The sequence below is a fragment of the Intestinibacillus sp. Marseille-P6563 genome, from assembly GCF_900604335.1.
Lineage (GTDB): Bacteria > Bacillota > Clostridia > Oscillospirales > Butyricicoccaceae > Butyricicoccus_B.
In genome coordinates, this window is the sequence record NZ_UWOD01000001.1 from 1287873 (window position 1) to 1313021 (window position 25149).

The following is a 25149-nucleotide window of genomic DNA, read 5'->3' on the forward strand; positions in this document are numbered from 1 at the left end:
GCCTCAGGCTTCTTCGCCGCTGATTTTATAGCCCACACCGCGTACCGTGCCGATCTGTGTACCGGCCTCCCCCAGTTTGCGGCGCAGGGTCTTGATGTGCATATCCACCGTGCGGCTCTCGCCCTCAAAATCAAAGCCCCACACAGCGGCCATGATCTTTTCGCGCGACAGCACCAGCCCCGGATTCTGCATGAGATAATGCAGCAGTTCAAATTCCTTGAAGGTCAGCGACACTTCATTGCCGTCCACGGTGACCACCCGGCGGCGGCTGTCCAGCGTGATGGCGCCCAGCGCCAGAAAATCATCGGGCGTGGTCTTATCCACCCGGCGCAGCACTGCTTTCGCACGGGAAATCAGCTCCATCACGCCAAAAGGCTTGGTAATATAATCGTCCGCACCGCTGTCCAAGCCGTGGACCTTGTCATACTCGGCGTTTTTGGCGGTCAGGAGGATGATGGGCAGCGCCGCCGTGCGTGCGTTCTGGCGCAGGTTGGTCAGCGCCGTGATGCCGTCCTCACCGGGCAGCATGACATCCAGCAGCAAAAGCGACGGAAGCCCCTTTTCCAGCTTTTCATACAGCGCTGCGGTGCAGTCGAACCCTTCGGCAGCAAATCCGCTGGCCCGCAGGGCATATACGACAAGTTCCCGGATGTTTGCGTCATCTTCCACGCAAAAAATGGTCTGCATCAATCGATAACTCCTTTCCTACGCCGCTTCGGTCAGCCTTCGTGTTTGAGGTGGCCGGTGATGGAAAAATCCACCCATTCGGCGATGTTGACCGCATGGTCGCCAATGCGTTCAAAATACTTGGCAATCATGATCTCATCGATCGCGGTCTCGCCAATGTCGCGGTTTTCCCGGATGGCGTCCACCAGATCGGCCTTGATCTCGTCGAACTGGCGGTCTACAATATCGTCATATTCACAGATTTCACGCGCCAAATGCAGATCGCGCCGGACAAAGGCGTCGATCGCGCCGCTGACCATATGGATGGTGGCGCGGGCCATGTCCTTGAGCTTCTTGGCGCTGAGCAGGCCTTCCTGCTGGCACAAAAGCAGGGTCAGCTCGGCAATATCGGCTGCCTGGTCGCCGATGCGTTCAATGTCGGTGATCATTTTCATGGCTGCCGAGATCATGCGCAGGTCGGAGGCCACGGGCTGCTGCTGCAACAGAAGTTTCAGGCAGAGCTGCTCGATCTCGCGTTCCTTGGTATCGACCGCGCTGTCCGAGCCTGCCACCTGGGTGGCCAGCGCGACATCGCGGTTTTCCAGCGCGCGGGCCGCGGCCGCAATGGCCGATTCGACCATGGCGCCCATGGTGATAATCTCGTTGTTCAGTTCGTGCAACTGGGCTTCAAAACGACTTCTCATGCCTTTTAACCAAACCTTCCTGTAATGTAATCCTCGGTGCGTTTATCCTGCGGCACCGAAAACAGCTTGTCGGTATCGTTCATCTCCACCACTTCGCCCAAGAGGAAAAAGGCTGTCTTATCGGATACACGGGTCGCCTGCTGCATATTATGGGTCACCATGACAATAGTATAATCTTTTTTCAGTTCCAGGACAAGGTCCTCGATCTTAGCGGTCGAAATGGGGTCGAGCGCCGACGTCGGCTCGTCCATGAGCAGCACATCGGGTGTGGTCGCCAGCGCGCGGGCGATGCACAAACGCTGCTGCTGGCCGCCCGACATGCCCAGGGCGTTTTTGTTCAGGCGGTCCTTGACCTCATCCCAGATGGCCGCCTGCTTGAGGCTCCGCTCGACGATCTCGTCAAGCTTGCCGCGCGAACGGATGCCATGGGTGCGCGGACCATAGGCAATGTTGTCATAAATGGACATCGGGAACGGATTGGGCTTCTGGAACACCATGCCCACCCGCTTGCGCAGGTCGTTGACGTCAGTGGACTTGGCATAGATGTCCTGACCGTCGAGCGCGATCTTGCCGGTAATTTTGCAGCCTTCCACCAGGTCGTTCATGCGGTTTAGCGACTTCAACAGCGTCGATTTGCCGCAGCCGGACGGCCCGATGAAGGCGGTGATCTCCTTTTCGGGGATGTTCAGCTGAATATCTTTCAGGGCGTGGAACGAGCCATAGTGCAGGTTCACGTCCTCAATCGTAATTTTATAATTCATAGGTTCCTCCGTACAGCACCGATTTAATTTTTGGTCAGACGCTTGGCAACAAAGCTGCTCAGCGTATTGATGGCCAGCACAATGGCCAGCAGCACCACGGCTGTGGCATACGCTTCGTTGGTGTGGAAGCCTTCGCTCGAAAGCAGATACATGTGCACGGCCAGTGTGCGGGTGGAGTCAAACAGAAAATCCTTGCCGATAGCGATCTCGGCCACCGTGCCGGCGGTGTACATCAGCGCTGCGGTTTCGCCGACGATACGGCCGACCGCCAGAATGATACCCGCCAGGATGCCGGGCACGGCGCTGGGCAGTACGGCACGGAACACCGTGCGCAGGCGGCCAGCACCCAGGCCGAAGGAAGCTTCGCGGTACATATCGGGCACCGCAATCAGCGCTTCCTCGGTCGTGCGGATGATGAGCGGCAAAATCATAATCGAAATGGTCAGCGCGCCCGAAAGCAGCGACAGACCCAGCTGCAAGGTGCCTACAAAGAACAGCATACCGAACAGACCGTACACAATGGACGGAATACCGGACAGGGTTTCCGATGTCAGGCGGACAATGCCCACCAGCTTATTGCCGCGGCCGGCATATTCGACCAGATAAATGGCCGTGAACACGCCGAGCGGTACGGCGATGAGCAGCGACAGCGCGGTCATTTCCAGTGTGTTGATGAGCGCCGGGAACAGCGATACGTTATCCGAATTGTACTCGAGCGCAAACAGCGAAGGTTTCAGGTTGGGGATGCCGTTGATCAAGATGTACGCAATCAGAAAAAGGAGCGCCGCAAAGGTAATACAAGCGGCAAGGAGCACCACAGCCTTGAGCACTGCGCTCAGGGGCTTGATGCGGCGCTTTGGCGCGGTTTGATTAGGAGCCTGCATACTTGTCCCTCCGCTTTAGAATGGAAAACAGAATGTTGATGATCAAAATGAAAACAAACAGAACGACGCCGGTGGCGATGAGCATTTCGCGGTGCAGACCGGAAGCATAGCTCATTTCCATGACGATATTACTGGTCAGGGTACGCACGCCGTCCAAAATCGACGACGGCAGACGGGGCTGGTTACCGACGATCATAATGACGGCCATGGTTTCGCCGATTGCGCGGCCGATGCCCAGGATGACGCCTGCCATGACGCCCGACTTGGCCGCCGGCAGCACGGTGCGGAAAATGGCTTCCTCATGGGTGGCGCCCAGCGCGACCGAGCCTTCATAAAACGGCTTGGGTACCGCGCGCAGCGCCGATTCGGATACGCCGATGATGGTCGGCAGAATCATCAGGCCGAGCAGCAGCGACGCGGCCAGAATGGACTGGCCGCGGCCGCCGATGTTCTCGCGGATGAACGGGACCAGTACGACCAGGCCAAAGAAGCCATAGACGACCGACGGGATGCCGGCCAGCAGATCGGTGGCCGACTTGAGCGGCTTATACAACTTTTTGGGGCAGTAAAACGCCAGGAAGATGGCGGTCAAAATCCCGATCGGCACACCGATGACGATCGCGCCCGCGGTCACATAGATCGAGCCCACAATCATCGGCAGGATGCCGAACTGGGGGATATCGGCCGTCGGTTTCCAGACCGTACCGCCCAGGAAATTGCCCAGACCGACTTCCATCATGGCCGGTACGCCGCTGGCAAACAGGAATACACAGATCAGCGCAACCGCCACGATCGAGGTCACAGCCGCCAGGGCAAAGACCACATGCATGACTTTTTCTTTCATAAGCAACACCTTTTCAGACAGTCCGCGCGGGACGGGGCGTTTTTCTGCCTCGTCCCGCGTGGGAGCCCGTTATTTCTTATTCGCTCACTTCCGACCAGTCGGTGATTTCACCCTTGTAGATCTGGCCGATCTGTTCGCTGGTCAGCCCCGTGAGGGGGTTCTCATTGTTGACGATCACGGCAATGCCGTCCATCGCAATTACCGTGCCCTTGAGCTCTGCGAGCTCTTCTTCCTTCATTTCGCGGGAAGCCATACCGATGTCATAGGTACCTTCGATCGTACCGGTCATGCCCGAAGTCGAATCCGAAGCCTGCAGTTCGATCTCTGCGCCAGCGTTGATGGCTTTATATGCTTCCACCAGCTTTTCCATCAGCGGAGTGACCGAAGAGGAACCGCCGATGACCAGCTTACCGGTCGAGCCGTCGGTCTGGAAGGCAGCTGCCTGATCGTCAACGGTGATGTAATCCTCGGAAACGATCTTCTGACCGTCTGCCGACAGGATAAAGTTGATGAAGTCCTTGGCAACGCCGGTCGGTTCGCCCTTGGTTGCGATGTTGAACGGACGAGCAACCTTATAGGTGCCGCTCTTAACGTTCTCTGCGGTTGCCTCAGCACCGTCTACGGTCAGCGCCTTGACCTGGTCATTGAGCGAACCCAGGGATACGTAACCGATGGATGCCGGATCGCCTGCGACCGTGCTCATCATAACTTCGGTATTGTTGGTGATGATGGCGTCTGCGGTGGTCATGTCGGTCTTATTGCCGTCCGCGTCCTTCTCTTCTACGCCCATCAGTTCGATGAATGCGCCGCGGGTGCCCGAACCATCTTCACGGGATACTACCGAGATCATACCCAGATCGCTGCCGCCGGAAGCTGCTGCATCGCTGCCAGAAGCCGAATCATTGTTGCCGCCGCAAGCGGTCATCGCGGTCAGCATAGCTGCTGCGGTCAGCAGCGCAAACAGTTTTTTTGTTTTCATTTTCAGTTCTCCTTTGAATCCGTTTGTCTTTTACGAGTTTTAGTGTAACGGAGAATTGTAAAGAGTGCGCACAGTTCTTTGTAAAGAGTGTGTAAAACAAGAAAAGCTCTCTTTTTTGCACAAAAGAGAGCTTTTTCTGTTTATTTTTCTTGTGTTTTCTGCGTGTGGAGCACTTTCGGGATAAACTGGCTGGCCAGCTTTCCCTTGCCCCGGCTCTTTACGTAAAAGAATCCGATCACCGAAAAAACCACGGCGCCGATGAAATTTACAAGCAAATCTTTCATCGTGTCAATCAGTCCAATATCGATATAACCGCCATATTTTGCGATCCAATCCTCGCCGTTGACCACCAGCGAATCGACATCCACATGATGGACAATATTCAGGTGGTTGGGGTCGAACATGACCGAATTGATCGACTGGACGATCCAGTCTTTTTGCATGTCCATGCCAAACTGACTGTCCATAAAAAATTCATAGAACTCCCAAAGGACGCCCACGGTCATGGAAAAGCAAAACGCCACGATGGCCAAAAACAGAGGAGACAATTTGATCGAGAACCGGTCCGATCGGTTGAAGATATCCACCAGCGCAAAACCGATGGCAGCCATCAAAAAGCCGTTGATGGTGTGGAGCATGGTGTCCCAATAGGGGATCTTGGTATAAAAAGAATTGACTTCGCCCAAAATTTCAGCGGCAAAGATGAAGCAGTAGATGATACCTTCGAGCACGGGCGGCAGGTCGATACCGGTCTTGCGCTCAATAAACGTCGGTATACAGAACAGCAGCAAGGTCAGCACGCCCATGAAAACGCCTTCGTGGTTGTGCATAAAGCCCTGGCGCACAATGGTAAACACGACGAAGATGGACAAAAACCCACGCACGGTCAGACGGCGCTTTGTAGTTTGGTTCATCGGAATCCTCCCTTCACAGATGCAAAAAAATCTGCCCTCCAGCAGCACATTGGCCGCCGGAGGGCCTTTCTGGCTCTCTTATTCGATGCCTTCTTCTTCGCCTTCCGGGCGAGTATTGAATGCGTAATCCGGACACTTTTCCACGGCTTCCGGCTCGTTTGCATACGGGCACAGACGGACGCGGCCTTCCGTTTCCGCCAAGGCAACACAGATCTTTGCACCAACCGCGTCCCGACGGCGGAACGCACACCAGAGTTTCTTCATATGAACTGTCTTCCTTTCCATCATCCAATCTGAAAAGAGGCGGTACTCGCCGCCTGCTCCCCCTGGGAGCATCCTCATTGATATTATTTTAACATAACTACCAGGGATGCACAAGCTGAAAACTCATCTTTTTTTCATGCCTTGCAAGTGGGTCGGGGCTATGGTACGATTAGACTGACAAAGCCAATGTCCCCGCGCAAAATTGCGTGAAAAGGAGCCATGAAATGAAAGATTTCCAATATTACAAGCTGCTCAGTGAACAATATCCTACCATTGAATCGGTGTCCAACGCCATTGTCGGCATGACGGCCACGCTCTGCCTGCCTAAGGGCACCGAATATTATTTCAGCGACCTGCACGGCGAGCACGAGGCGTTCATCCATCTATTGCGCTCGGGCTCGGGCGTCATCCGCGACAAGATTGAAGCTCTGTTCTCCCACTCCATCCTGGAATCCGACCGGGCCGAACTGGCTGCCCTCATCTGCTATCCCGAGGCCATGCTGGCGAGCAAACGCCGCACCTGTCCCCGCTTTGCCGAATGGTCGGAACTGACCATCGGACGGCTGGTACTGGTCTGCCGCGATGTGTCGGCCAAGTATACCCGCAGCCGGGTACACAAGGCCATGGACGTAAATTATGCGTTTATTCTGGACGAACTGCTCCAGACCGACGACACCGACCCGGATAAGCGCCGCTATTTCCGCGAGCTCATCGCCTCGGTGGTCAAATCGCAGGTGTCCGACCCCCTCATCACCGCGCTGTGCCACCTCATCCAGCAGATGACCGTCGACCATCTGCACATCATCGGCGATATTTTTGACCGCGGACCGCGCGCCGATATGATCCTGGACGAACTGATGAAATATCACGACGTGGACATCCAGTGGGGCAACCATGACATCAACTGGATGGGCGCCATGAGCGGCAACCGCGTCTGTCTATTCAATGTACTCAAAATCGCCATCAGTTATAACTCCTTTGACGTGCTGGAGGACGGCTATGGCATCAATCTACGGCCGCTGTCCATGTTTGCCGCCGAAACCTACCCGGATGACCCCTGCGCCCGGTTCCAGCCCCATGTGCTTGACGAAAACAAGTATGACCCCGTAGACCCGCAGCTTGCCGCCAAAATGCACAAGGCGGTCGCTATCATCCTGTTCAAGCTGGAAGGCCAGCTCATCCAGCGGCATCCCGAATACGGCATGCAGGGCCGCCTGCTGCTGGACAAGGTCAATTTCAAAAAGGGCGCCATCACCATCGGCGGCACCGAGTATCCCATGCTGGACACCAACTTTCCCACCGTCGACCCCGCGGACCCGTACCGTCTGAGCGAAGCCGAAGAATTGCTGGTGGAAAATACCCTGGCTTCCTTCCAGCACAGCGCCCGGCTGCGCCGCCACATCGATTATATTTACACCCACGGCGGCATGTACAAGGTATCCAACAATAATCTGCTGTACCACGGCTGCATCCCCATGACAACAAGTGGAGAGTTTGACACCCTGGAACTTAGCCATGGCCATTATTCGGGCAAGGCGCTGCTCGACCATCTCGACCAGCGGGTGCGGCAGGCCTACTATACCGGCGACCCGGACAGCGTAGACCTGATGTGGTACTTATGGTGCGGCGCCAAATCGCCGCTGTTCGGCAAGGACCGGATGACCACCTTTGAGCGCTGCTTCATTGGGGATAAATCGCTGCAAGCCGAGCCGATGAATCCCTATTATCACTGCTATGAGGACCCGGCCCAGTGCACCAAGATTTTGGAGGACTTTGGCCTGAATCCCAGCCATGCACACATCGTCAATGGCCATGTGCCGGTCAAGAACGGCGAAAATCCGGTCAAGGCCGGGGGACGGCTGTTTGTCATCGACGGCGGCATCTCCAAGGCCTACCAGTCCAAGACCGGCATTGCGGGTTATACCCTCATCTTCAATTCCCACAACATCGAACTGGCCGAGCATATGCCCTTCCGCCCGGCCGATGAGACCCATCCGCTGGCTGAAATGAGCTCAAGCGTCCACATCGTGGAGCGCATGCCCCGCCGGCTCACGGTAGCCGATACCGATGCGGGCGATACCTTCCGCGAAAAGATCGAAGATCTGGAAAACCTCCTGGCGCTGTACCGGGACGGTGTTCTGGGCGAAACCTTCCAATAAATACGGCGAAAGGGCCGCAGGCAATTCACCTGCGGCCCTTTTTTCTGGGTAAAAAAAGCCCTTCGGAAAACCGGAGGGCTTTGAAAAATCGAAGGATTACTCGTTGATCTTAACAACGACGCCAGAACCTACGGTACGGCCACCCTCACGGATAGCGAAACGCAGACCTTCTTCGATAGCGATCGGGGTGATCAGTTCAACGTCCATTTCAACGTTGTCGCCCGGCATGCACATCTCAGTGCCTTCCGGCAGGGAGATAACGCCAGTTACGTCGGTGGTACGGAAGTAGAACTGGGGACGGTAGTTGTTGAAGAACGGAGTATGACGGCCGCCTTCTTCCTTCTTCAGAACGTATACCTGGCCCTTGAACTTGGTGTGCGGATGAATGGAGCCCGGCTTAGCCAGAACCTGGCCACGCTCGATCTCAGTCTTCTGGATACCGCGGAGCAGAGCACCGATGTTGTCGCCAGCTTCTGCGTAGTCGAGCAGCTTGCGGAACATTTCGATACCGGTAACAACGGTCTTGCGCGGAGCGTCCATCAGGCCAACGATTTCAACTTCTTCGCCCATCTTCAGTACGCCACGCTCTACACGGCCGGTAGCAACGGTACCACGACCGGTGATGGAGAATACGTCCTCGACCGGCATGATGAACGGCTTGTCAGCAGCACGGTCCGGGGTCGGGATATAGGTGTCAACAGCGTCCATCAGCTCGTGGATGCACTTGTACTCCGGAGCGTTCGGGTCGTTGGACTCACAGGTCAGAACCTGCAGAGCCGAACCACGGATTACCGGGATGTCGTCGCCCGGGAACTCGTAGGAGCTCAGCAGCTCACGGATTTCCATTTCTACCAGATCCAGCAGCTCTTCGTCGTCAACCTGGTCAGCCTTGTTCATGAATACAACGATGTAGGGAACGCCTACCTGACGGGACAGCAGGATGTGCTCACGGGTCTGGGGCATCGGGCCGTCAGCCGCGGATACAACCAGGATAGCGCCGTCCATCTGAGCAGCACCGGTGATCATGTTCTTAACGTAGTCAGCATGGCCCGGGCAGTCAACGTGCGCGTAGTGACGATTCTTGGTGTGATATTCAACGTGCGCGGTGTTGATGGTAATGCCGCGCTCCTTCTCTTCCGGAGCCTTGTCGATCGAGTCGTAAGCCTGATATTCTGCAGCGCCGTCCATCGCCAGAACCTTGGTGATTGCAGCGGTCAGAGTGGTCTTGCCGTGGTCAACGTGGCCGATGGTGCCAATGTTTACGTGCGGCAGGGAGCGGTCAAATTTTTCCTTTGCCATTTTGGATAGCCTCCTTGTTTGTTAGTCCATTTAAGTCATTGGTAAGACTATTCTAAATCAAACCAATGAAAAAATCAACATTTTAGTCGTTATTTTTCGTACGAGCGTCGATAATTTTTTCCTGTACCGACTTCGGAACCTCAGTGTAGTGGCTCGGCTGCATGGTGTACTGGCCACGGCCCTGGGTGCTCGAACGCAGAGCGGTTGCATAACCGAACATTTCGCTCAGCGGAACAGCTGCGCCGATTGCCTGGACGCCGCCACGCGGCTCCATGCCCTGAATCTGGCCACGGCGAGCATTCAGGCCGCCGATTACGTCGCCCATGTAGTCTTCCGGAACCATAACGTCGACCTGCATGATCGGCTCCATCAGAACCGGATCAGCCTTACGCATTGCTTCCTTGAACGCCATGGAGCCGGCGATCTTAAACGCCATTTCCGAGGAGTCGACTTCGTGGAACGAGCCATCGTACAGGGTAACCTTTACGTCAACAACCGGGTAGCCGGCCAGAACACCGGCCTGCATTGCGCCCTGGATACCCTGGTTAACCGGCTCGATGTATTCCTTCGGAATCGCACCGCCGACAACCTTGTTGATGAACTCGTAGCCCTTACCGGACTCGTTGGGCTCAACGATGATCTTAACGTGACCATACTGGCCCTTACCGCCGGACTGACGTGCATACTTCATGTCGACGTCTGCCGAACGACGGATGGTTTCCTTATAAGCAACCTGCGGCTCGCCGACGTTTGCTTCGACCTTGAATTCGCGGAGCAGACGGTCAACGATGATTTCCAGGTGCAGTTCGCCCATGCCGGCGATGATGGTCTGACCGGTTTCCTCGTCGGTCCAGGTGCGGAAGGTCGGGTCTTCTTCGGCCAGCTTCGCCAGCGCGATACCCATCTTCTCCTGGCCCGCCTTGGTCTTGGGCTCGATCGCAACACGGATAACCGGTTCCGGGAAGTTCATGGACTCCAGGATGATCGGGTGCTTTTCGTCGCACAGCGTATCACCGGTGGTGGTGTTCTTCAGGCCAACCGCTGCTGCGATGTCGCCCGAGTAAACGATCTCGATGTCCTTACGGGAGTTTGCGTGCATCTGCAGGATACGGCCCATACGCTCGCGGTTGCCCTTGGTTGCATTGAGAACCGAGGAACCAGCGGTCAGGCTGCCCGAGTATACACGGAAGAAGGTCAGACGACCTACATACGGGTCGGTCATGATCTTAAATGCCAGGGCTGCAAACGGCTCTTCGTCGGAAGAATGACGAACGTCCTCTTCCTCGGTGTCCGGATTTACGCCCTTGATCGGCGGGATGTCGGTCGGAGCCGGCATATAGTCAACAACTGCGTCCAGAAGCATCTGTACGCCCTTGTTGCGGTAAGCGGTACCGCACAGAACCGGGATGATCTCTACGTTGCACACGCCCTTACGCAGTGCAGCCTTGAGCTCATCAACCGTGATCTCTTCGCCCTCGAGGTACTTCATCATGAGGTCCTCGTCGAGCTCAGCGATCGATTCTACCATAGCGTCATGGTATTCCTGTGCCTGCTCAACCATGTCAGCCGGGATGTCCTCATCGCGGACGTCCTTGCCGAGGTCATCGTAGTAAACCTCTGCGCGCATGGTCATCAGGTCAACGATACCCTTAAAGGTATCTTCTGCACCGATCGGCAGCTGGATCGGAACCGCATTACACTTCAGGCGATCCTTCATCATCTGGATAACGTTGAAGAAGTCAGCGCCCATGATGTCCATCTTGTTGACGAACGCCATACGCGGTACATGATAGTCGTCCGCCTGATGCCAAACGGTTTCCGACTGGGGTTCTACGCCGCCCTTGGCGCAGAATACGGTAACCGAGCCGTCCAGTACGCGCAGGGAGCGCTGAACTTCGATGGTGAAGTCTACGTGGCCCGGGGTGTCGATGATGTTGATGCGGTGTTCCGGATACTGCTGACGGGAACCGGACCAATGGCAGGTGGTTGCCGCCGAAGTGATCGTAATACCGCGTTCCTGTTCCTGCTCCATCCAGTCCATGGTCGCCGTACCGTCGTGGGTATCGCCGATCTTGTAGTTTACACCGGTGTAGTACAGGATACGTTCGGTCGTGGTGGTCTTACCGGCATCGATGTGGGCCATGATGCCGATATTTCTGGTTCTTTCCAGGGAATATTCTCTAGGCATTGATTGCTCTCCTTTCAGAAATTCCGCCGTCAATTAATAACGGTAGTGAGCGAATGCCTTGTTCGCCTCTGCCATCTTGTGCGTATCTTCACGCTTCTTGACAGAGCCGCCCAGATTGTTGGCTGCATCGAGGATCTCGCCAGCCAGACGTGCACGCATGGTCTTCTCCGAACGTGCGCGGGAGTACTTGGTCAGCCAGCGCAGACCCAGGGTCTGACGGCGCTCCGGACGAACTTCCATCGGCACCTGGTAGGTTGCACCGCCTACGCGGCGTGCCTTAACTTCCAGGCTCGGCATGATGTTTTCCATCGCTTCGGCGAAAACCTCCAGGGGTTCACGACCGGATTTGTCTCGAACAATGTCAAAAGCACCATAAACGACCTTCTGCGCAACGCCCTTCTTGCCGTCGAGCATGATCGAGTTGACCAGCTTGGTGACGAGCTTGGAGTTGTAGAGCGGATCGGGCAGAACGTCTCTCTTGGGAACGTTTCCTCTTCTTGGCACTTTACTTCCCTCCTTCATTATAATGATGATTTCATAGGTACTCAGTGAAAAGTGTCACTGTGTTGCGCCTGTCCGAGGTTTCCCAATAAATTAAAAATCTATTCAAAAACACTCAGGACAAAGCGGTGGGCCGGCCTTACGGCCGGTTTTGCTTTGCTGAAACTGTAAAAGTTCAAATCAAAGTCTTTGCGCAAGCTGCGCTTGCTGGTGAATTACTTGCCAGCCTTCGGACGCTTCGCACCGTACTTGGAACGGGCCTGCTTGCGGTTTGCAACGCCCTGGGTATCCAGAGTGCCGCGGATGATGTGGTAACGCACACCAGGAAGGTCCTTAACACGGCCGCCGCGAACCATAACGACCGAGTGCTCCTGCAGGTTGTGGCCAATACCCGGGATGTAAGCGGAAACTTCCATACCGTTAGTCAGACGAACACGAGCAATCTTACGAAGTGCAGAGTTCGGCTTCTTCGGGGTCATGGTCTTAACCGTGGTGCATACGCCGCGCTTCTGCGGTGCGGACTGCTCGGTCTGCTTCTTCTTCTGAGAGTTGTAGCCAACCTGCAGCGCCGGAGCCGTGGACTTGTACTTGGATACCTCACGTCCCTTGCGTACCAGCTGATTAAAAGTAGGCATTCTTTTTCCTCCTTCTTCAAAAATTTTTATTATGATAAACCGTCATCCGGTCATCAGCAAAATCATTCGGCCAGAACGGTCACGACCGCGGCGCCCACATCGATCTGGCAGGCCAGACCAAGTTCGGCCATGGTGGCGACTTCTTCCACCGGAACGTTCATTTCGCGGCACAGATCGCAGATCGGGCGCAGCACACGCTGTTCCGCGTCGAGCGCCACATAAACACGCGCCGCCTTACCATCGCGGATGGCCTTTCTGGATTGCTTGACGCCAACGACCTTGGCCGCCGCCGTTAACTGAGAAAGCATGGTTTTCCCTCCTATACCGCATACGATAATAGTATAACGGCTCACCCCCGTCCGGTCAAGCTTTTTTTCCTGTTTCTCCGTTTTATCGAGAAATTCCCGCCCGAAGCCCCGGAAACTGTGCACTTTTTTTGTTAGTCTGCAAAAGTGCAAAAGAGGGACGCCCTTTTTCGCGGCGTCCCTCTTAGCATGCCCGGTTTTTCCCGGTTTATCCGGAAAAAACAAATTTTTATTTTGCCGCCCACGCTTGGGTCGGGCCGCGCCCTGATAAAAAATCCCCGAAGAGAAATTCTCCGGGGATTTTCGCATTTTTGTGAGGGTTAATCGAGGTTCACGGTCTGCTCGTAGTGGCCGCTGCGGTATTCCTGCATACCGGAGCCTGCCGGGATGAGCTTACCGATGATAACGTTTTCCTTCAGGCCGAGCAGCGGGTCGATCTTACCCTTGATCGCTGCGTCGGTCAGCACGCGGGTGGTCTCCTGGAAGGATGCCGCGGACAGGAAGGATTCGGTTGCCAGCGACGCCTTGGTGATACCCATGAGCGTCGGGCTGCAAGTGGCAAGCTTGAGGTCGGTCTCGCCTGCATCGATGCGCTTCTGCACTTCGTTGTTGAAGTCCTCGAACTCGAGCAGGTCCATAACCGAACCCGGCAGCACATTGGCATCGCCTGCGTCTTCGACCTTGACCTTGCGCATCATCTGGCGCACGATAACTTCGATGTGCTTATCGTTGATATCAACGCCCTGCTGACGGTATACCTTCTGAACTTCCTTGATCTCATAGTCGTGTACGGCACGAGGATCCAGGATACGCAGGATATCGTGCGGGCTGAGTGCGCCTTCGTTGAGCTGCTCACCCTGCTTGACGGTCTGGCCGTCTTCGACACGGATGCCCGACGAAGAAGCCAGCTGATACGAACGGATATCGCCGTTTTCGGGGTTGACGATGTTGATGGTCTTGAGGGTGGTGCGCTTGGATTCCTCGATGGAAACCACGCCCGGGATCTCGGCCAGGGTCGCCACCTTCTTGGGCTTGCGTGCCTCGAACAGTTCTTCGACACGCGGCAGACCTTGGGTGATGTCCGAACCTGCGACGCCGCCGGTGTGGAACGTACGCATGGTCAGCTGGGTACCCGGTTCACCGATCGACTGGGCTGCGATGATACCAACCGCTTCGCCCATGCCGCACGGCGTGCCAACGGCCAGGTTCATGCCGTAGCAGTGCGAGCAAACGCCCTTGCGTGCGCGGCATTCCAGAACCGAACGAATCTGCAGACGGGTGATGCCAGCATTTACGATCTTGTCGGCCTCGGCGTCCTTCATCATGGTGTCCTTGGATACCAGCAGTTCGCCGGTCTCCGGATGGAGAACATCGTCGACCGGGAAGCGGCCAAGCAGACGCTCGCGGAAGGTCTCGATGATCTGGTTGCCTTCCTTGATGTCCTCGACCCAGATGCCCTTGGTTGCGCCGCAGTCTTCCTCGCGGATGATGACATCCTGCGAAACGTCAACCAGACGACGGGTCAGGTAACCGGAGTCCGCGGTACGAAGCGCAGTATCGGCCAGACCCTTACGAGCGCCACGCGCCGAGATGAAGTATTCGAGTACCGACAGACCTTCACGGAAGTTGGACTTAATCGGGATTTCGATCGTCTTACCGGAGGTGGATGCCATCAGGCCGCGCATACCGGCCAGCTGACGAATCTGGTTGATCGAACCACGCGCGCCCGAATCGGCCATCATGTGAATCGGGTTGTAGCGCTGTGCCTTCATGTTTTCCTGCAGCTTGCCCGTTACCTTCTTGGTGGTCGATTCCCACTCGGCAACGACCAGACGATAGCGTTCGTCATCGGTGATGAAGCCGCGCTTGTACTTGCGGTCGATCTGAGCGACCTTCTGCTCGGACTCGTGCACCAGGGTGTCCTTTTCGTCCGGCACCAGCATGTCGGCAACCGCAACGGTCAGCGCGCCCTGAGTGGAGTACTTGTAGCCCATGGCCTTGATGGAGTCGAGTACCTCGGCGGTCTTATTGAAGTCGTGCACGTGGATGCAGCGGTCGATAATCTTGCCGAGTTCCTTCTTACCGCAGGTGAACATAATTTCGAGGTCCAGGCAGGTCTCATCGGTACGATCGACAAAGCCCAGATCCTGCGGGATGCGTTCGTTAAAGATCAGGCGGCCCGGGGTCGCATCGACCAGCTTGGACACGGTGCGGCCACCGATCTGCTTGGTCATGCGTACCTTGATGGGCGCATGGATACCGACGATGCCCTGGTCGTATGCCATCAGGGCTTCGTCCGGGGACGCGAAGACCTTGCCGGTGCCCGGCTCGGTATCGCGGTCAATGGTCAGGTAGTAGGAACCGAGTACCATATCCTGCGACGGAACGGTAACCGGCTTGCCGTCCTGCGGCTTTAACAGGTTGTTGGCCGACAGCATGAGCAGTCGAGCCTCGGCCTGTGCCTCGGCGGACAGCGGTACGTGCACGGCCATCTGGTCGCCGTCGAAGTCGGCGTTAAATGCCGTACATACCAGCGGATGCAGACGAATCGCGCGGCCTTCGACCAGCACGGGCTCGAACGCCTGGATACCCAGACGGTGCAGCGTCGGTGCACGGTTCAGCATAACCGGATGGCCCTTGATGATGTCAGCCAGCACGTCCCAGACCTCGGCCTTGGCGCGCTCGACCATCTTCTTGGCCGATTTGATATTGGAAGCCAGGCCGTCTTCGACCAGGCGCTTCATGATAAAGGGTTTGAACAGCTCGAGAGCCATTTCCTTGGGCAGACCGCACTGCCAGATCTTAAGGTCCGGGCCGACGACGATAACCGAACGGCCGGAGTAGTCAACGCGCTTACCGAGCAGGTTCTGACGGAAGCGGCCCTGCTTACCCTTCAGCATGTCGGACAGGGACTTGAGGGCGCGGTTGTTCGGGCCAGTGACCGGACGGCCGCGACGGCCGTTGTCGATCAGGGCGTCGACGGCTTCCTGGAGCATGCGCTTCTCGTTGCGCACGATGATGTCGGGCGCGCCCAGTTCGAGCAGACGCTTCAGACGGTTGTTACGGTTAATCACGCGGCGGTACAGGTCATTGAGGTCCGAGGTCGCGAAGCGGCCGCCGTCCAGCTGTACCATGGGCCGGATTTCCGGCGGGATGACCGGAACCACGTCCATAATCATCCACTCCGGGCGGTTGCCCGAGGTGCGGAAGGATTCCACGACCTCCAGGCGCTTGATGATGCGCATGCGCTTCTGGCCGGAAGCGTCGCGCAGCTCGGCGCGCAGCTCCTGCGACAGCTTTTCCAGGTCGATCTCCTTGAGCAGTGCCTGAATGGCTTCAGCGCCCATGGATGCTTCGAAATCGTCCTCATACTTTTCGCGCATATCGCGGTACTCGATCTCGGTGAGGATCTGCTTCTTCATCAGCGGGGTATCGCCCGGTTCGGTGACGATATAGGCTGCAAAGTACAGCACCTTTTCGAGTACGCGCGGAGAAATATCCAGAATCAGGCCCATGCGGGACGGGATGCCCTTAAAGTACCAGATGTGCGACACCGGGGCAGCCAGCTCGATGTGGCCCATACGCTCACGGCGGACCTTGGCGCGGGTCACTTCGACGCCGCACTTATCACAGATCTTGCCCTTGTAGCGCACCTTCTTGTACTTACCGCAATGGCATTCCCAGTCCTTGGTCGGCCCAAAGATGCGTTCGCAGAACAGGCCGTCCTTTTCGGGCTTGAGGGTACGGTAGTTGATGGTTTCCGGCTTTTTCACCTCGCCATACGACCACTCGCGGATGAGATCGGGCGAAGCCAGACCGATTTTAATGGCGTTAAATGTGTTATATCCCATAAGCTATACGATTGCTCCTTCCCTAATCCGCATTACATATCAAAGTCGCCGTCGCCGTAGTTGTCCTCATCGGCGAAGGTATCGTCCTCTGCGCCCGACGCACTGTCAAACGCATCCAGGTCGGTATCCCCCTCTTCGGCGTCATTGATGCCAAAGCCAGCGGCGCTGAACTCCTCGTCGGTGCCGACTGCGGGTGCTTCCGCCATCGGACGGCCGATCTCTTCCTCGTCGTCCTCATCGTCGGCCAGTTCGATTACTTCCATGTTTTCGTCGAGCACCTTGATATCCAGGCAGAGCGACTGCAGTTCCTTGACCAGAACCTTGAAGGATTCGGGTACGCCCGGCTGCGGCACGTTGTGGCCCTTGACGATGGCCTCGTAGGTCTTGACACGGCCGGTAATATCGTCCGACTTGACGGTCAGGATTTCCTGCAGGGTGTAAGCGGCGCCGTATGCTTCGAGCGCCCAAACTTCCATTTCGCCGAAGCGCTGGCCGCCGAACTGCGCCTTACCACCGAGCGGCTGCTGGGTGACGAGCGAGTACGGACCGGTCGAACGGGCGTGAATCTTATCGTCGACCAGATGGTGCAGCTTGAGGTAATACATATAACCGACGGTAACGCGGTTGTGGAACTGTTCGCCGGTACGGCCGTCGTACAGGACGCTCTTACCGTCCTCGTTGACGCCAGCGGCAACCAGGGTTTCCTTGATGTCGTCCAGGGTCGCGCCGTCGAAGACCGGGGTCTCGATCTTCCAGCCCAGCTTCTTAGCCGCAAAGCCCAGATGCACTTCGAGCACCTGACCGATGTTCATACGGCTCGGTACGCCCAGGGGGTTGAGCACGATGTCGAGCGGCGTGCCGTCTTCCAGGAAGGGCATATCCTCCTGCGGCAGGATGCGCGAAACGACACCCTTGTTACCATGGCGGCCCGCCATCTTATCGCCGACCGAAATCTTACGCTTCTGGGCGATATAGACACGAACAACCATGTTGACGCCCGGGGACAGTTCGTCGCCGTTTTCACGGGTAAAGACCTTGACGTCTACGACGATACCGCTTTCGCCGTGCGGTGCACGCAGCGAAGTGTCACGTACTTCGCGCGCCTTTTCACCGAAGATGGCGCGCAGCAGGCGCTCTTCGGCAGTCAGTTCGGTTTCGCCCTTGGGCGTAACCTTACCGACCAGGATATCGCCCGCGTGTACTTCGGCGCCCACACGGATGATGCCGCGCTCGTCCAGATCGCGCAGAGCATCTTCACCGACGTTGGGCACGTCGCGGGTGATCTCTTCCGGCCCGAGCTTGGTGTCACGGGATTCGGATTCGTATTCTTCAATGTGAATCGAGGTATACACGTCGTCACGAACCAGACGTTCGTTGAGCAGAACGGCGTCCTCGTAGTTGTAACCTTCCCAGGTCATAAAGCCGATCAGCGCGTTCTTACCGAGCGCGATCTCGCCCTTATCGGTCGACGGGCCGTCGGCCAGCACGTCGCCGCACTTGACCCGCTCGCCCAAATCGACGATCGGACGCATGTTGATACAGGTCGACTGGTTGGAACGCAGGAACTTGGTCAGGTGATAGGTCTTTTCCTGGCCGTTGTCGTACAGGACCGAAACCTCGCGGGCGGTCGAACGGGTAACAACGCCGTCGCCCTCGGCCAGCGGGATGGTGCCCGAGTCAACTGCGGCCTTGTATTCCATACCGGTGGCAACGACCGGCGCCTCGGTCTTGAGGAGCGGCACAGCCTGACGCTGCATGTTCGCGCCCATGAGTGCACGGTTTGCGTCGTCGTGCTCGAGGAACGGAATGAATGCGGTCGCAACCGAAACCATCATGCGGGGCGAAACGTCCATCAGGTCAACGTCCTTGCGGTCAACTTCGACGAACTCGTCGCGCATACGGCAGGTGACACGGTCGTTGATAAGGTAGCCGTTTTCGTCGATCGGCTCGGTGGCCTGGCAGACGATGTATTCGTCCTCGACGTCCGCGGTCATATACTGTACTTCATCGGTTACGCGGCCATTTTCCTTATCGATGATGCGGTAGGGCGCTTCGATGAAGCCAAAGTCGTTGATGCGGGCATAGGTCGCCAGGTAGGAGATCAGACCGATGTTCGGACCTTCAGGGGTCTCGATCGGGCACAGACGACCATAGTGCGAATAGTGTACGTCGCGCACTTCGAAGGATGCGCGGTCACGCGACAGACCGCCAGGACCCAGCGCGGACATACGGCGCTTGTGGGTCAGTTCGGCCAGCGGGTTGTTCTGGTCCATGAACTGGGACAGCGGCGAAGAACCGAAGAATTCCTTGATGGCCGCGGTCACCGGGCGGATGTTGATGAGCGACTGCGGGGTAACGATGTCCAGGTCCTGGATGGTCATGCGCTCGCGGATGACGCGCTCCATACGGCTAAAGCCGATGCGGAACTGGTTCTGGAGCAATTCGCCCACGCAGCGCAGACGGCGGTTGCCCAGGTGGTCGATGTCGTCGGTGGTGCCGATGCCGTTGCCGATGTTGAGCAGGTAGCAGATGGAGGCCAGCATGTCGTCGACGATGATGGTCTTCGGGATGAGGTCGATCATGCGGTCATGGATGGCCTTCTTCATGTCCTCGCCCGAAACGCCCGACTCGATGATCTCCTTCAAAATCACGAAGCGGACCTTTTCCTTGATGCCCAGCTCTTCGGCGGTAAAGCCGGTGTAATCGGAGAAGTCGCCGATGTCAACCATGCCGTTGCCGAACACCTTGACCGGCTTGCCTTCGGCCGATTCCACGATGACGCCATGGACGCCGCGCTGCGCGATCAGACGCGCCTTGTCGCGGGTCAGGATCTCGCCCTCTTCGGCGAGGATCTCGCCGGTCATGGGGTCAACGACCGGGGTGAGCATCTTGCGGCCTACGATGCGGCGGGCAATGTTGAGCTTCTTGTTGTACTTGTAGCGGCCGACTGCCGAAATGTCGTAGCGGCGCATGTCGAAGAACATCGCGTTCATCAGGCTGGTAGCCGACTCGACAGACGGCGGCTCGCCCGGACGCATCTTCTTATAGATTTCGATCAGCGCTTCTTCGACGGTCTTGGACGGGTCGCGGTCCAGGGTCGCCAGGATGCGCTCATCTTCGCCGAACATCTCGAGGATCTCGGCATCGGTCTTGACGCCGATGGCGCGGATGAACGAGGTGATCGGGATTTTGCGGTTTTTATCGATGCGGACATAGAATACGTCGTTGACATCGGTTTCGTATTCCAGCCACGCGCCGCGATACGGGATAACGGTTGCCGACAAGATCGCCTTATCGGTCTTGTCGAGCTCGCGGCCGTAGTATACGCCCGGCGAACGGACGATCTGGGAAACGATGGCGCGTTCGGCGCCGTTGATGATAAAGGTGCCCGAGTCGGTCATACGCGGGAAGTCGCCCATGAAGATCTCCTGCTCCTTGATCTCGCCCGTCTCCTTGTTGTGCAGGCGCATGCGCACCTTGAGCGGGCAGGCGTATGTGGCATCGCGCGCCTTGCACTCCTCAACGCTGTACTTGGGCTCGTCCTCGAGCGTGTAGTCGAGGAAGGAAAGCTCCAGGTTGCCGGTGTAGTCGGTGATCGAGGACACATCCTCAAAAACCTCGCGCAGGCCGTCGGTCAGAAACCACTGATACGACTTCTTCTGCACCTCGATGAGGTTGGGCATCTCGAGGATCTCTTCGATCTTCGCGAAGCTCTTTCGTGTGGTTTTGCCATGCTGTACGTCTTTGACCATCATGTTGAACCCATCACTCCTTTTCGTTCGTCCGGGGTGTTTGTGTGATACGCCGGGTGGCGTGGTTATTTTTCAAATGGAATGCTTGCTTTTGCACAGAAATCATGCTATTATGTTGGTAGTTATAAGGTAAATTCCATCGATTTCGATAAGCGATTTATTATACCATTATTTTCACCCGAAAGTCAAGAATAATTTTTCATAAATCGTGCATCTATATCCCTTTGTTTTTTTGAAAAGTCACCACAAAGCAGGTCGTCGACGCCAAAACGCCGGGGAGCCTGCTTTCTTTTTTGCATTTCCGCCATACCTACGCTCAAAGGGGGATTTTATGAGAAAACTGTGGAAATTTCTTTTTCTGCCGCTGTGCGCCCTGTTTTTGGTCCCGTCTGCCGCTGCGGCCGATGAGGCGCCCATCGAAGGCCATCTGGCCAGCCAGACCTTTTATGTCGATTCATCCCAAAAATCGACGCACGCCTACAACATCGATGGCTATAATTATGTCCGCCTGCGCGATTTTGGCCGCATGCTCGACTACTCGGTCACCTACGACGAAGACGCCGGCACGGTTTCCATCTCGTCCTCGGGCACCTATGAGGGCGACCGCGACCTTCCCGAAGACAACTGGCCGGAAACGGTCACGGCAGCGCCCACCAGCCAGCAAGTGCTGGTCAACGATGCGCCGTCCGACATCCAGGGTTATGAGATCGGCGGCTACAACTACTTTAAGCTGCGCGACCTGGCTCGGGCGCTGGACATCCAGGCCATCTACGACGGTGCGCGCGAAGCGGTCGAACTGGATAAAACCGCCCATTACTTTGAGCGGCAGGGCAATACCATCATTCTGATGTATCACGCCTTCTGCGAAACCGAAGAAGAGGCGCTTTTAAGCCCCACCTTATATACCACGCCCGAGCGCTTCCGCGAGAACATCAACGATCTGCTCGCCCTGGGCTTTGAACCGCTGACCCTGGAGCAGTATTACAACGGCGAAGCCGACCCCGACAAGAAATATTTCATCGTCACCATTGACGACGGGTACTTAAACAATTACGAGATCGCCTATCCCCTGTTGCAGGAGATGCAGTTGCATGCTGATATTTTCTGCGTGGTGCAGGACCTGAGCGGCGGACGGAACAGCCATTTCACCTACGATCAAGCGCGTGAAATGGAGGAAAGCGGCTATGTGTCCATTTACAGCCACAACCTGCTGCACGAGCGCGCAACGTCCATGCCCAGCGCCGAACTGTCCAGCATGTTCAGCACCGCGTATCACAGCCTGTCGCAGGAACTGAAGAAAAAGACCCTCTTCTTGGCATATCCTTACGGCGACCACAACCAAGAAACCTATCAGCTGGCCAAGCGTGCCGGGTATAAGCTGCAGCTTGTGCAGGGCCGTCAGTTTGCCGCCGACGACATTCTGGTGCGCATGGATATGTATTACGATACCGACATCAACACGCTGGTTCAAAATGCGGTCTACAACTAAAAACATCAAGACCCCAGCCCATACGGGCCGGGGTCTTTTGTTATCCGCCGATCTGGGACATGTCACGGCGGATGAACTGGTTTTCGCACAGGTGATGGCGTTCCGGTTTGCACTGCACGCCTTGTCGCAGAAGTTCTTGCAGCGCGGCCGGGTCGTCCAGCGCAGGCCGCAAATCGATTTCCTCGTTGGAGTGCAGACAGGGTTTGAGTTTGCCGTCAAAGGTGATGCGGATGCGGTTGCAGGCCGCGCAGAAATGGCCGCTCAGCGGCGTAATCAGCCCCACCCGGCCTTTGGCGCCCGGCAGGCGGAAATAATGTGCCGGAGCGTGGGCGTCCTGCTCGGTCTCCTGCAGTTCGGGCAATGCCTCTCGTACCGCCCGGGCGGGCAGGAAATGCGCCTTGGCCCAGTCCTGACAGGTGCCCATGGGCATCAGTTCGATAAACCGCACATCGACCGGCCAGTCGCGTGTCCAGTCGGCCAGAACGGCAATCTGTCCTTCGCTCACCCCGCGCACCAGCACAGCGTTGAGCCGCACCTGCCGAAATCCGGCTGCGAGCGCCGCTTCTATTCCGCGCCGGGCGTCCTGTACATTCCCGCCCGTGAGTGCCTGATAATCGGCTGCATCCAGCGTATCCAAACTGATATTGACTCGCGTGACCCCGGCGCGGCACAGCCATTCGGCATCCCGCGCAAGGGTGGTGCCGTTGGTGGTGATGGCCCAGTCGATGCCGGGCTGCCGGCACACCCGCTCGAGCAGGGGCCGCACGCCCGGCCGCACGAGCGGTTCGCCGCCGGTGAACCGGATTTTACGCACCCCCATCGCTGCCAGCGCCTGCACCAGATGCTCGACCTGCCGGTCGTCCATCGCCGGACGGGCGGAAGCGCGGCCGGGCGGCATGCAGTAGCGGCACCGCAGATTGCAGGCCTCGGTCAAAGAAAGGCGCGCATAGGTGATCGCGCGCCCGAAACGATCGGTCATACCAAAAGCTCCCATATCCCGCGCCATGCGGCGCGGATGTTTTTCCTCCATTATAAGCCCCTGCCGCGCAGGCGGCAAGCGGTTTTCGCCGAAAGAAAGCACAGGCCCCGGATATCTGTCCGGGGCCTGCGTTTGTGAAAAGGGAAGATGATAAAATGGGAGATTCCCTTTTTATCCAAAAGTTAGTCCTGCAAGGCATCGTACCCGCTCTGGCCGGTACGGACCTTGACCACGTCCACAACGTCGTAAACAAAGATCTTGCCGTCGCCGATGTGACCGGTGTACAGCGCCTTCTTGGCTGCATCCACAACCGTATCGACCGGGATAGCCGTGACGACGATCTCCATCTTGACCTTGGGCAGCAGGGTGACATCCAGTTCGGCGCCGCGGTAGTATTCGGCTGCGCCCTTCTGCTGGCCAAAGCCCATAACGTTGGTGACCGTCATACCGGTGACACCGATATCGTTCATGGTATCCTTGAGTGCTTCCAGACGGGACTGTTTGGCCAGGATGACCACCTTGTGGATACCGCTCGCGCCGTTATCCGTCGATACGCGGGTAACCGGTACGGCCTGCTCGGCAGGCGCCGGCATGCCTTCGGCGGCCTTGGCTTCGCGTTCGCCCGCCTTGGTGCCCAGCACCTGCGGCACGGGCATAAAGTCAGCGTAAGCAGATGCCAAACCGTGTTCAGGCTTATCCAGACCCATGACTTCTTCTTCGCGGGAAACTCGCAGACCCATGGTGTGCTTGATGATCTGGAACACAATGGTCATGGTAACGGCAACCCAGGCGATGACGCAAACCATACCAAGAAGCTGCACAAGCAGGGCATGGGCGCCGCCGCCGTAGAACAGGCCCACGGGTGCGACATTGTTGGTGCCGTATTCGTAGTAACCGAACAGGCCGACCATGATGGTACCGGTCGCACCGCACAAGCCATGTACGCCAACCGCACCAACCGGGTCATCGACCTTGAGCTTCTGGTCGACAAATTCAATGCCAAAAACAACAACCAGACCGGCAATGATGCCGATGATGGCTGCGCCAGCCGGTGTGACCGTATCACAGCCCGCCGTAATGGCGACCAGGCCGGCCAAAGAGCCGTTGAGCGTCATGGAAACATCGGGCTTCTTATACCGCGCCCAGGTGATGAACATAACCGTTACGGTCGCCATCGCAGCCGCGAGGTTGGTGGTCACAAAGACACGGGCTGCGGTTTCGGCAGCGCCGTCGGCCAAAGCGACCGTCGAAGCGCCGTTAAACCCAAACCAGCAGAACCACAGGATGAATACGCCGAGTGCGCCCAGGGTCAGAGAGTGGCCCGGAATCGCACGCGCCTTGCCGTCCTTGGTATACTTGCCGATACGCGGCCCCAGAATGGAAGCGCCGACGAATGCCGCCACGCCGCCGACCATATGAACCGCTGTGGAACCAGCAAAGTCATGGAAGCCGAGTTCACTCAGCCAGCCGCCGCCCCAGATCCAGTGCCCGGAAACCGGGTAAATAATCGCCGAAATCACGGCAGAATACACACAATACGCCGAAAACTTGGTACGCTCGGCCATGGCGCCCGATACGATCGTCGCCGCGGTCGCGCAGAACACGGTCTGGAAGATCAGCGTCGCCCAGTCGTAGCCCTCGCCGACGGCGCCGTCGGTGAAGAAATCAAACCCGCCGAAAAACGGGCTGGCGGCTCCGAACATGATGCCAAAGCCCAGGATCCAGAAGATCGGCGTGCCCAGGCAGAAGTCCATCAGGTTCTTCATAATGATGTTGCCGGCGTTCTTCGCGCGGGTGAAGCCGGTTTCGACCATGGCAAAGCCGGCCTGCATGAAGAACACCAGCGCCGCGCCCAGCAGGACCCAGCCCGTATTGAGCGCAGTTGCAAGATTTGCAAGTTCCATAAGATAACCCCCCCTGAAAATTCAAAAGGCGTGTACCCCCTTGGTCTTGGGAGGTACACGCCTTTGTGTAT

Annotated in this window: 19 protein-coding genes; 2 read left to right on the plus strand and 17 right to left on the minus strand. The window is 57.1% G+C overall.

Going from position 1 to position 25149, the window contains the following annotated elements; all coding sequences use genetic code 11:
• Nucleotides 1-3: 3 nt before the first annotated feature.
• From EFB11_RS06755 to EFB11_RS06790, 8 genes are all read right to left on the minus strand, one after another.
• Nucleotides 4-687 carry a winged helix-turn-helix domain-containing protein gene (locus EFB11_RS06755; RefSeq protein WP_122789499.1) on the minus strand — a complete coding sequence of 228 codons (684 nt, stop codon included), beginning with the start codon at nt 685-687 and terminating at the stop codon, nt 4-6.
• Between the two features lie 32 nt (nt 688-719).
• The gene (gene phoU, locus EFB11_RS06760) at nt 720-1370 is read right to left on the minus strand and encodes a phosphate signaling complex protein PhoU (protein ID WP_122789500.1); all 651 of its coding nucleotides are present in this window, start codon (nt 1368-1370) and stop codon (nt 720-722) included.
• Nucleotides 1371-1375: 5 nt separating this feature from the next.
• Nucleotides 1376-2131 (minus strand): phosphate ABC transporter ATP-binding protein PstB, encoded by a 756-nt coding sequence (gene pstB / locus EFB11_RS06765; protein ID WP_122789501.1) that lies wholly within the window; start codon nt 2129-2131, stop codon nt 1376-1378.
• 23 nt (nt 2132-2154) lie between these two features.
• Nucleotides 2155-3015: a phosphate ABC transporter permease PstA gene (pstA, locus tag EFB11_RS06770; protein ID WP_122789502.1), complete on the minus strand. Its 861-nt coding sequence runs from the start codon at nt 3013-3015 to the stop codon at nt 2155-2157.
• Nucleotides 3002-3859, minus strand: coding sequence for a phosphate ABC transporter permease subunit PstC (gene pstC, locus EFB11_RS06775; RefSeq protein WP_442906834.1), 858 nt, complete (start codon nt 3857-3859; stop codon nt 3002-3004). The genes pstA and pstC overlap by 14 nt, the downstream gene beginning before the upstream one ends.
• 76 nt (nt 3860-3935) lie before the next feature.
• A complete protein-coding gene (locus tag EFB11_RS06780; protein ID WP_122789504.1) occupies nt 3936-4838 on the minus strand; it encodes a substrate-binding domain-containing protein in 903 nt (300 codons plus the stop codon).
• 140 nt (nt 4839-4978) lie between these two features.
• Nucleotides 4979-5752 (minus strand): hypothetical protein, encoded by a 774-nt coding sequence (locus EFB11_RS06785; protein ID WP_122789505.1) that lies wholly within the window; start codon nt 5750-5752, stop codon nt 4979-4981.
• Nucleotides 5753-5830: 78 nt separating this feature from the next.
• Nucleotides 5831-6016 (minus strand): hypothetical protein, encoded by a 186-nt coding sequence (locus EFB11_RS06790; RefSeq protein ID WP_122789506.1) that lies wholly within the window; start codon nt 6014-6016, stop codon nt 5831-5833.
• 224 nt (nt 6017-6240) lie between these two features.
• Between EFB11_RS06790 and EFB11_RS06795 the strand changes: the two genes are divergently transcribed.
• Nucleotides 6241-8175: a fructose-1,6-bisphosphatase gene (locus tag EFB11_RS06795; RefSeq protein ID WP_122789507.1), complete on the plus strand. Its 1935-nt coding sequence runs from the start codon at nt 6241-6243 to the stop codon at nt 8173-8175.
• Nucleotides 8176-8271: 96 nt separating this feature from the next.
• Here the strand turns inward: EFB11_RS06795 and tuf are convergent, their stop codons facing one another.
• From tuf to rpoB, 7 genes are all read right to left on the minus strand, one after another.
• Nucleotides 8272-9474, minus strand: coding sequence for an elongation factor Tu (gene tuf, locus EFB11_RS06800; protein WP_122789508.1), 1203 nt, complete (start codon nt 9472-9474; stop codon nt 8272-8274).
• Nucleotides 9475-9556: 82 nt separating this feature from the next.
• Nucleotides 9557-11662: an elongation factor G gene (gene fusA, locus EFB11_RS06805; RefSeq protein WP_122789509.1), complete on the minus strand. Its 2106-nt coding sequence runs from the start codon at nt 11660-11662 to the stop codon at nt 9557-9559.
• Between the two features lie 33 nt (nt 11663-11695).
• Nucleotides 11696-12166: a 30S ribosomal protein S7 gene (rpsG, locus tag EFB11_RS06810; RefSeq protein WP_206424151.1), complete on the minus strand. Its 471-nt coding sequence runs from the start codon at nt 12164-12166 to the stop codon at nt 11696-11698.
• A gap of 212 nt (nt 12167-12378) precedes the next feature.
• Nucleotides 12379-12798 (minus strand): 30S ribosomal protein S12, encoded by a 420-nt coding sequence (gene rpsL / locus EFB11_RS06815; protein WP_122789511.1) that lies wholly within the window; start codon nt 12796-12798, stop codon nt 12379-12381.
• A gap of 62 nt (nt 12799-12860) precedes the next feature.
• Nucleotides 12861-13106 carry a L7Ae/L30e/S12e/Gadd45 family ribosomal protein gene (locus tag EFB11_RS06820; protein ID WP_122789512.1) on the minus strand — a complete coding sequence of 82 codons (246 nt, stop codon included), beginning with the start codon at nt 13104-13106 and terminating at the stop codon, nt 12861-12863.
• 317 nt (nt 13107-13423) lie between these two features.
• Entirely contained in the window at nt 13424-16954 is a 3531-nt protein-coding gene (gene rpoC / locus EFB11_RS06825; protein WP_122789513.1) for a DNA-directed RNA polymerase subunit beta', read from the minus strand.
• 32 nt (nt 16955-16986) lie between these two features.
• Complete coding sequence (gene rpoB, locus EFB11_RS06830) at nt 16987-20706, minus strand: DNA-directed RNA polymerase subunit beta (RefSeq protein ID WP_122789733.1); 3720 nt, start codon at nt 20704-20706, stop codon at nt 16987-16989.
• A gap of 331 nt (nt 20707-21037) precedes the next feature.
• On the opposite strand from rpoB, the gene EFB11_RS06835 reads away from it, so the two are divergent.
• Nucleotides 21038-22195 (plus strand): polysaccharide deacetylase family protein, encoded by a 1158-nt coding sequence (locus EFB11_RS06835; protein WP_122789514.1) that lies wholly within the window; start codon nt 21038-21040, stop codon nt 22193-22195.
• 40 nt (nt 22196-22235) lie between these two features.
• Here EFB11_RS06835 and moaA read toward each other — a convergent pair whose 3' ends face one another.
• Together moaA and EFB11_RS17355 are read right to left on the minus strand one after the other, a co-directional pair.
• Entirely contained in the window at nt 22236-23225 is a 990-nt protein-coding gene (gene moaA, locus EFB11_RS06840; RefSeq protein ID WP_243115173.1) for a GTP 3',8-cyclase MoaA, read from the minus strand.
• Between the two features lie 131 nt (nt 23226-23356).
• Nucleotides 23357-25078, minus strand: coding sequence for an ammonium transporter (locus EFB11_RS17355; protein ID WP_122789515.1), 1722 nt, complete (start codon nt 25076-25078; stop codon nt 23357-23359).
• Nucleotides 25079-25149 lie beyond the last annotated feature (71 nt).

Excerpts from the sequence above, each read along its gene's own strand:
- EFB11_RS06755 (WP_122789499.1), bottom strand. The coding sequence starts at position 687 with ATGCAGACCATTTTTTGCGTGGAAGATGACGCAAACATCCGGGAACTT.
- phoU (WP_122789500.1), bottom strand. The coding sequence starts at position 1,370 with ATGAGAAGTCGTTTTGAAGCCCAGTTGCACGAACTGAACAACGAGATT.
- pstB (WP_122789501.1), bottom strand. The coding sequence starts at position 2,131 with ATGAATTATAAAATTACGATTGAGGACGTGAACCTGCACTATGGCTCG.
- pstA (WP_122789502.1), bottom strand. The coding sequence starts at position 3,015 with ATGCAGGCTCCTAATCAAACCGCGCCAAAGCGCCGCATCAAGCCCCTG.
- pstC (WP_442906834.1), bottom strand. The coding sequence starts at position 3,859 with ATGAAAGAAAAAGTCATGCATGTGGTCTTTGCCCTGGCGGCTGTGACC.
- EFB11_RS06780 (WP_122789504.1), bottom strand. The coding sequence starts at position 4,838 with ATGAAAACAAAAAAACTGTTTGCGCTGCTGACCGCAGCAGCTATGCTG.
- EFB11_RS06785 (WP_122789505.1), bottom strand. The coding sequence starts at position 5,752 with ATGAACCAAACTACAAAGCGCCGTCTGACCGTGCGTGGGTTTTTGTCC.
- EFB11_RS06790 (WP_122789506.1), bottom strand. The coding sequence starts at position 6,016 with ATGAAGAAACTCTGGTGTGCGTTCCGCCGTCGGGACGCGGTTGGTGCA.
- EFB11_RS06795 (WP_122789507.1), top strand. The coding sequence starts at position 6,241 with ATGAAAGATTTCCAATATTACAAGCTGCTCAGTGAACAATATCCTACC.
- tuf (WP_122789508.1), bottom strand. The coding sequence starts at position 9,474 with ATGGCAAAGGAAAAATTTGACCGCTCCCTGCCGCACGTAAACATTGGC.
- fusA (WP_122789509.1), bottom strand. The coding sequence starts at position 11,662 with ATGCCTAGAGAATATTCCCTGGAAAGAACCAGAAATATCGGCATCATG.
- rpsL (WP_122789511.1), bottom strand. The coding sequence starts at position 12,798 with ATGCCTACTTTTAATCAGCTGGTACGCAAGGGACGTGAGGTATCCAAG.
- EFB11_RS06820 (WP_122789512.1), bottom strand. The coding sequence starts at position 13,106 with ATGCTTTCTCAGTTAACGGCGGCGGCCAAGGTCGTTGGCGTCAAGCAA.
- rpoC (WP_122789513.1), bottom strand. The coding sequence starts at position 16,954 with ATGGGATATAACACATTTAACGCCATTAAAATCGGTCTGGCTTCGCCC.
- rpoB (WP_122789733.1), bottom strand. The coding sequence starts at position 20,706 with ATGGTCAAAGACGTACAGCATGGCAAAACCACACGAAAGAGCTTCGCG.
- EFB11_RS06835 (WP_122789514.1), top strand. The coding sequence starts at position 21,038 with ATGAGAAAACTGTGGAAATTTCTTTTTCTGCCGCTGTGCGCCCTGTTT.
- moaA (WP_243115173.1), bottom strand. The coding sequence starts at position 23,225 with ATGGAGGAAAAACATCCGCGCCGCATGGCGCGGGATATGGGAGCTTTT.
- EFB11_RS17355 (WP_122789515.1), bottom strand. The coding sequence starts at position 25,078 with ATGGAACTTGCAAATCTTGCAACTGCGCTCAATACGGGCTGGGTCCTG.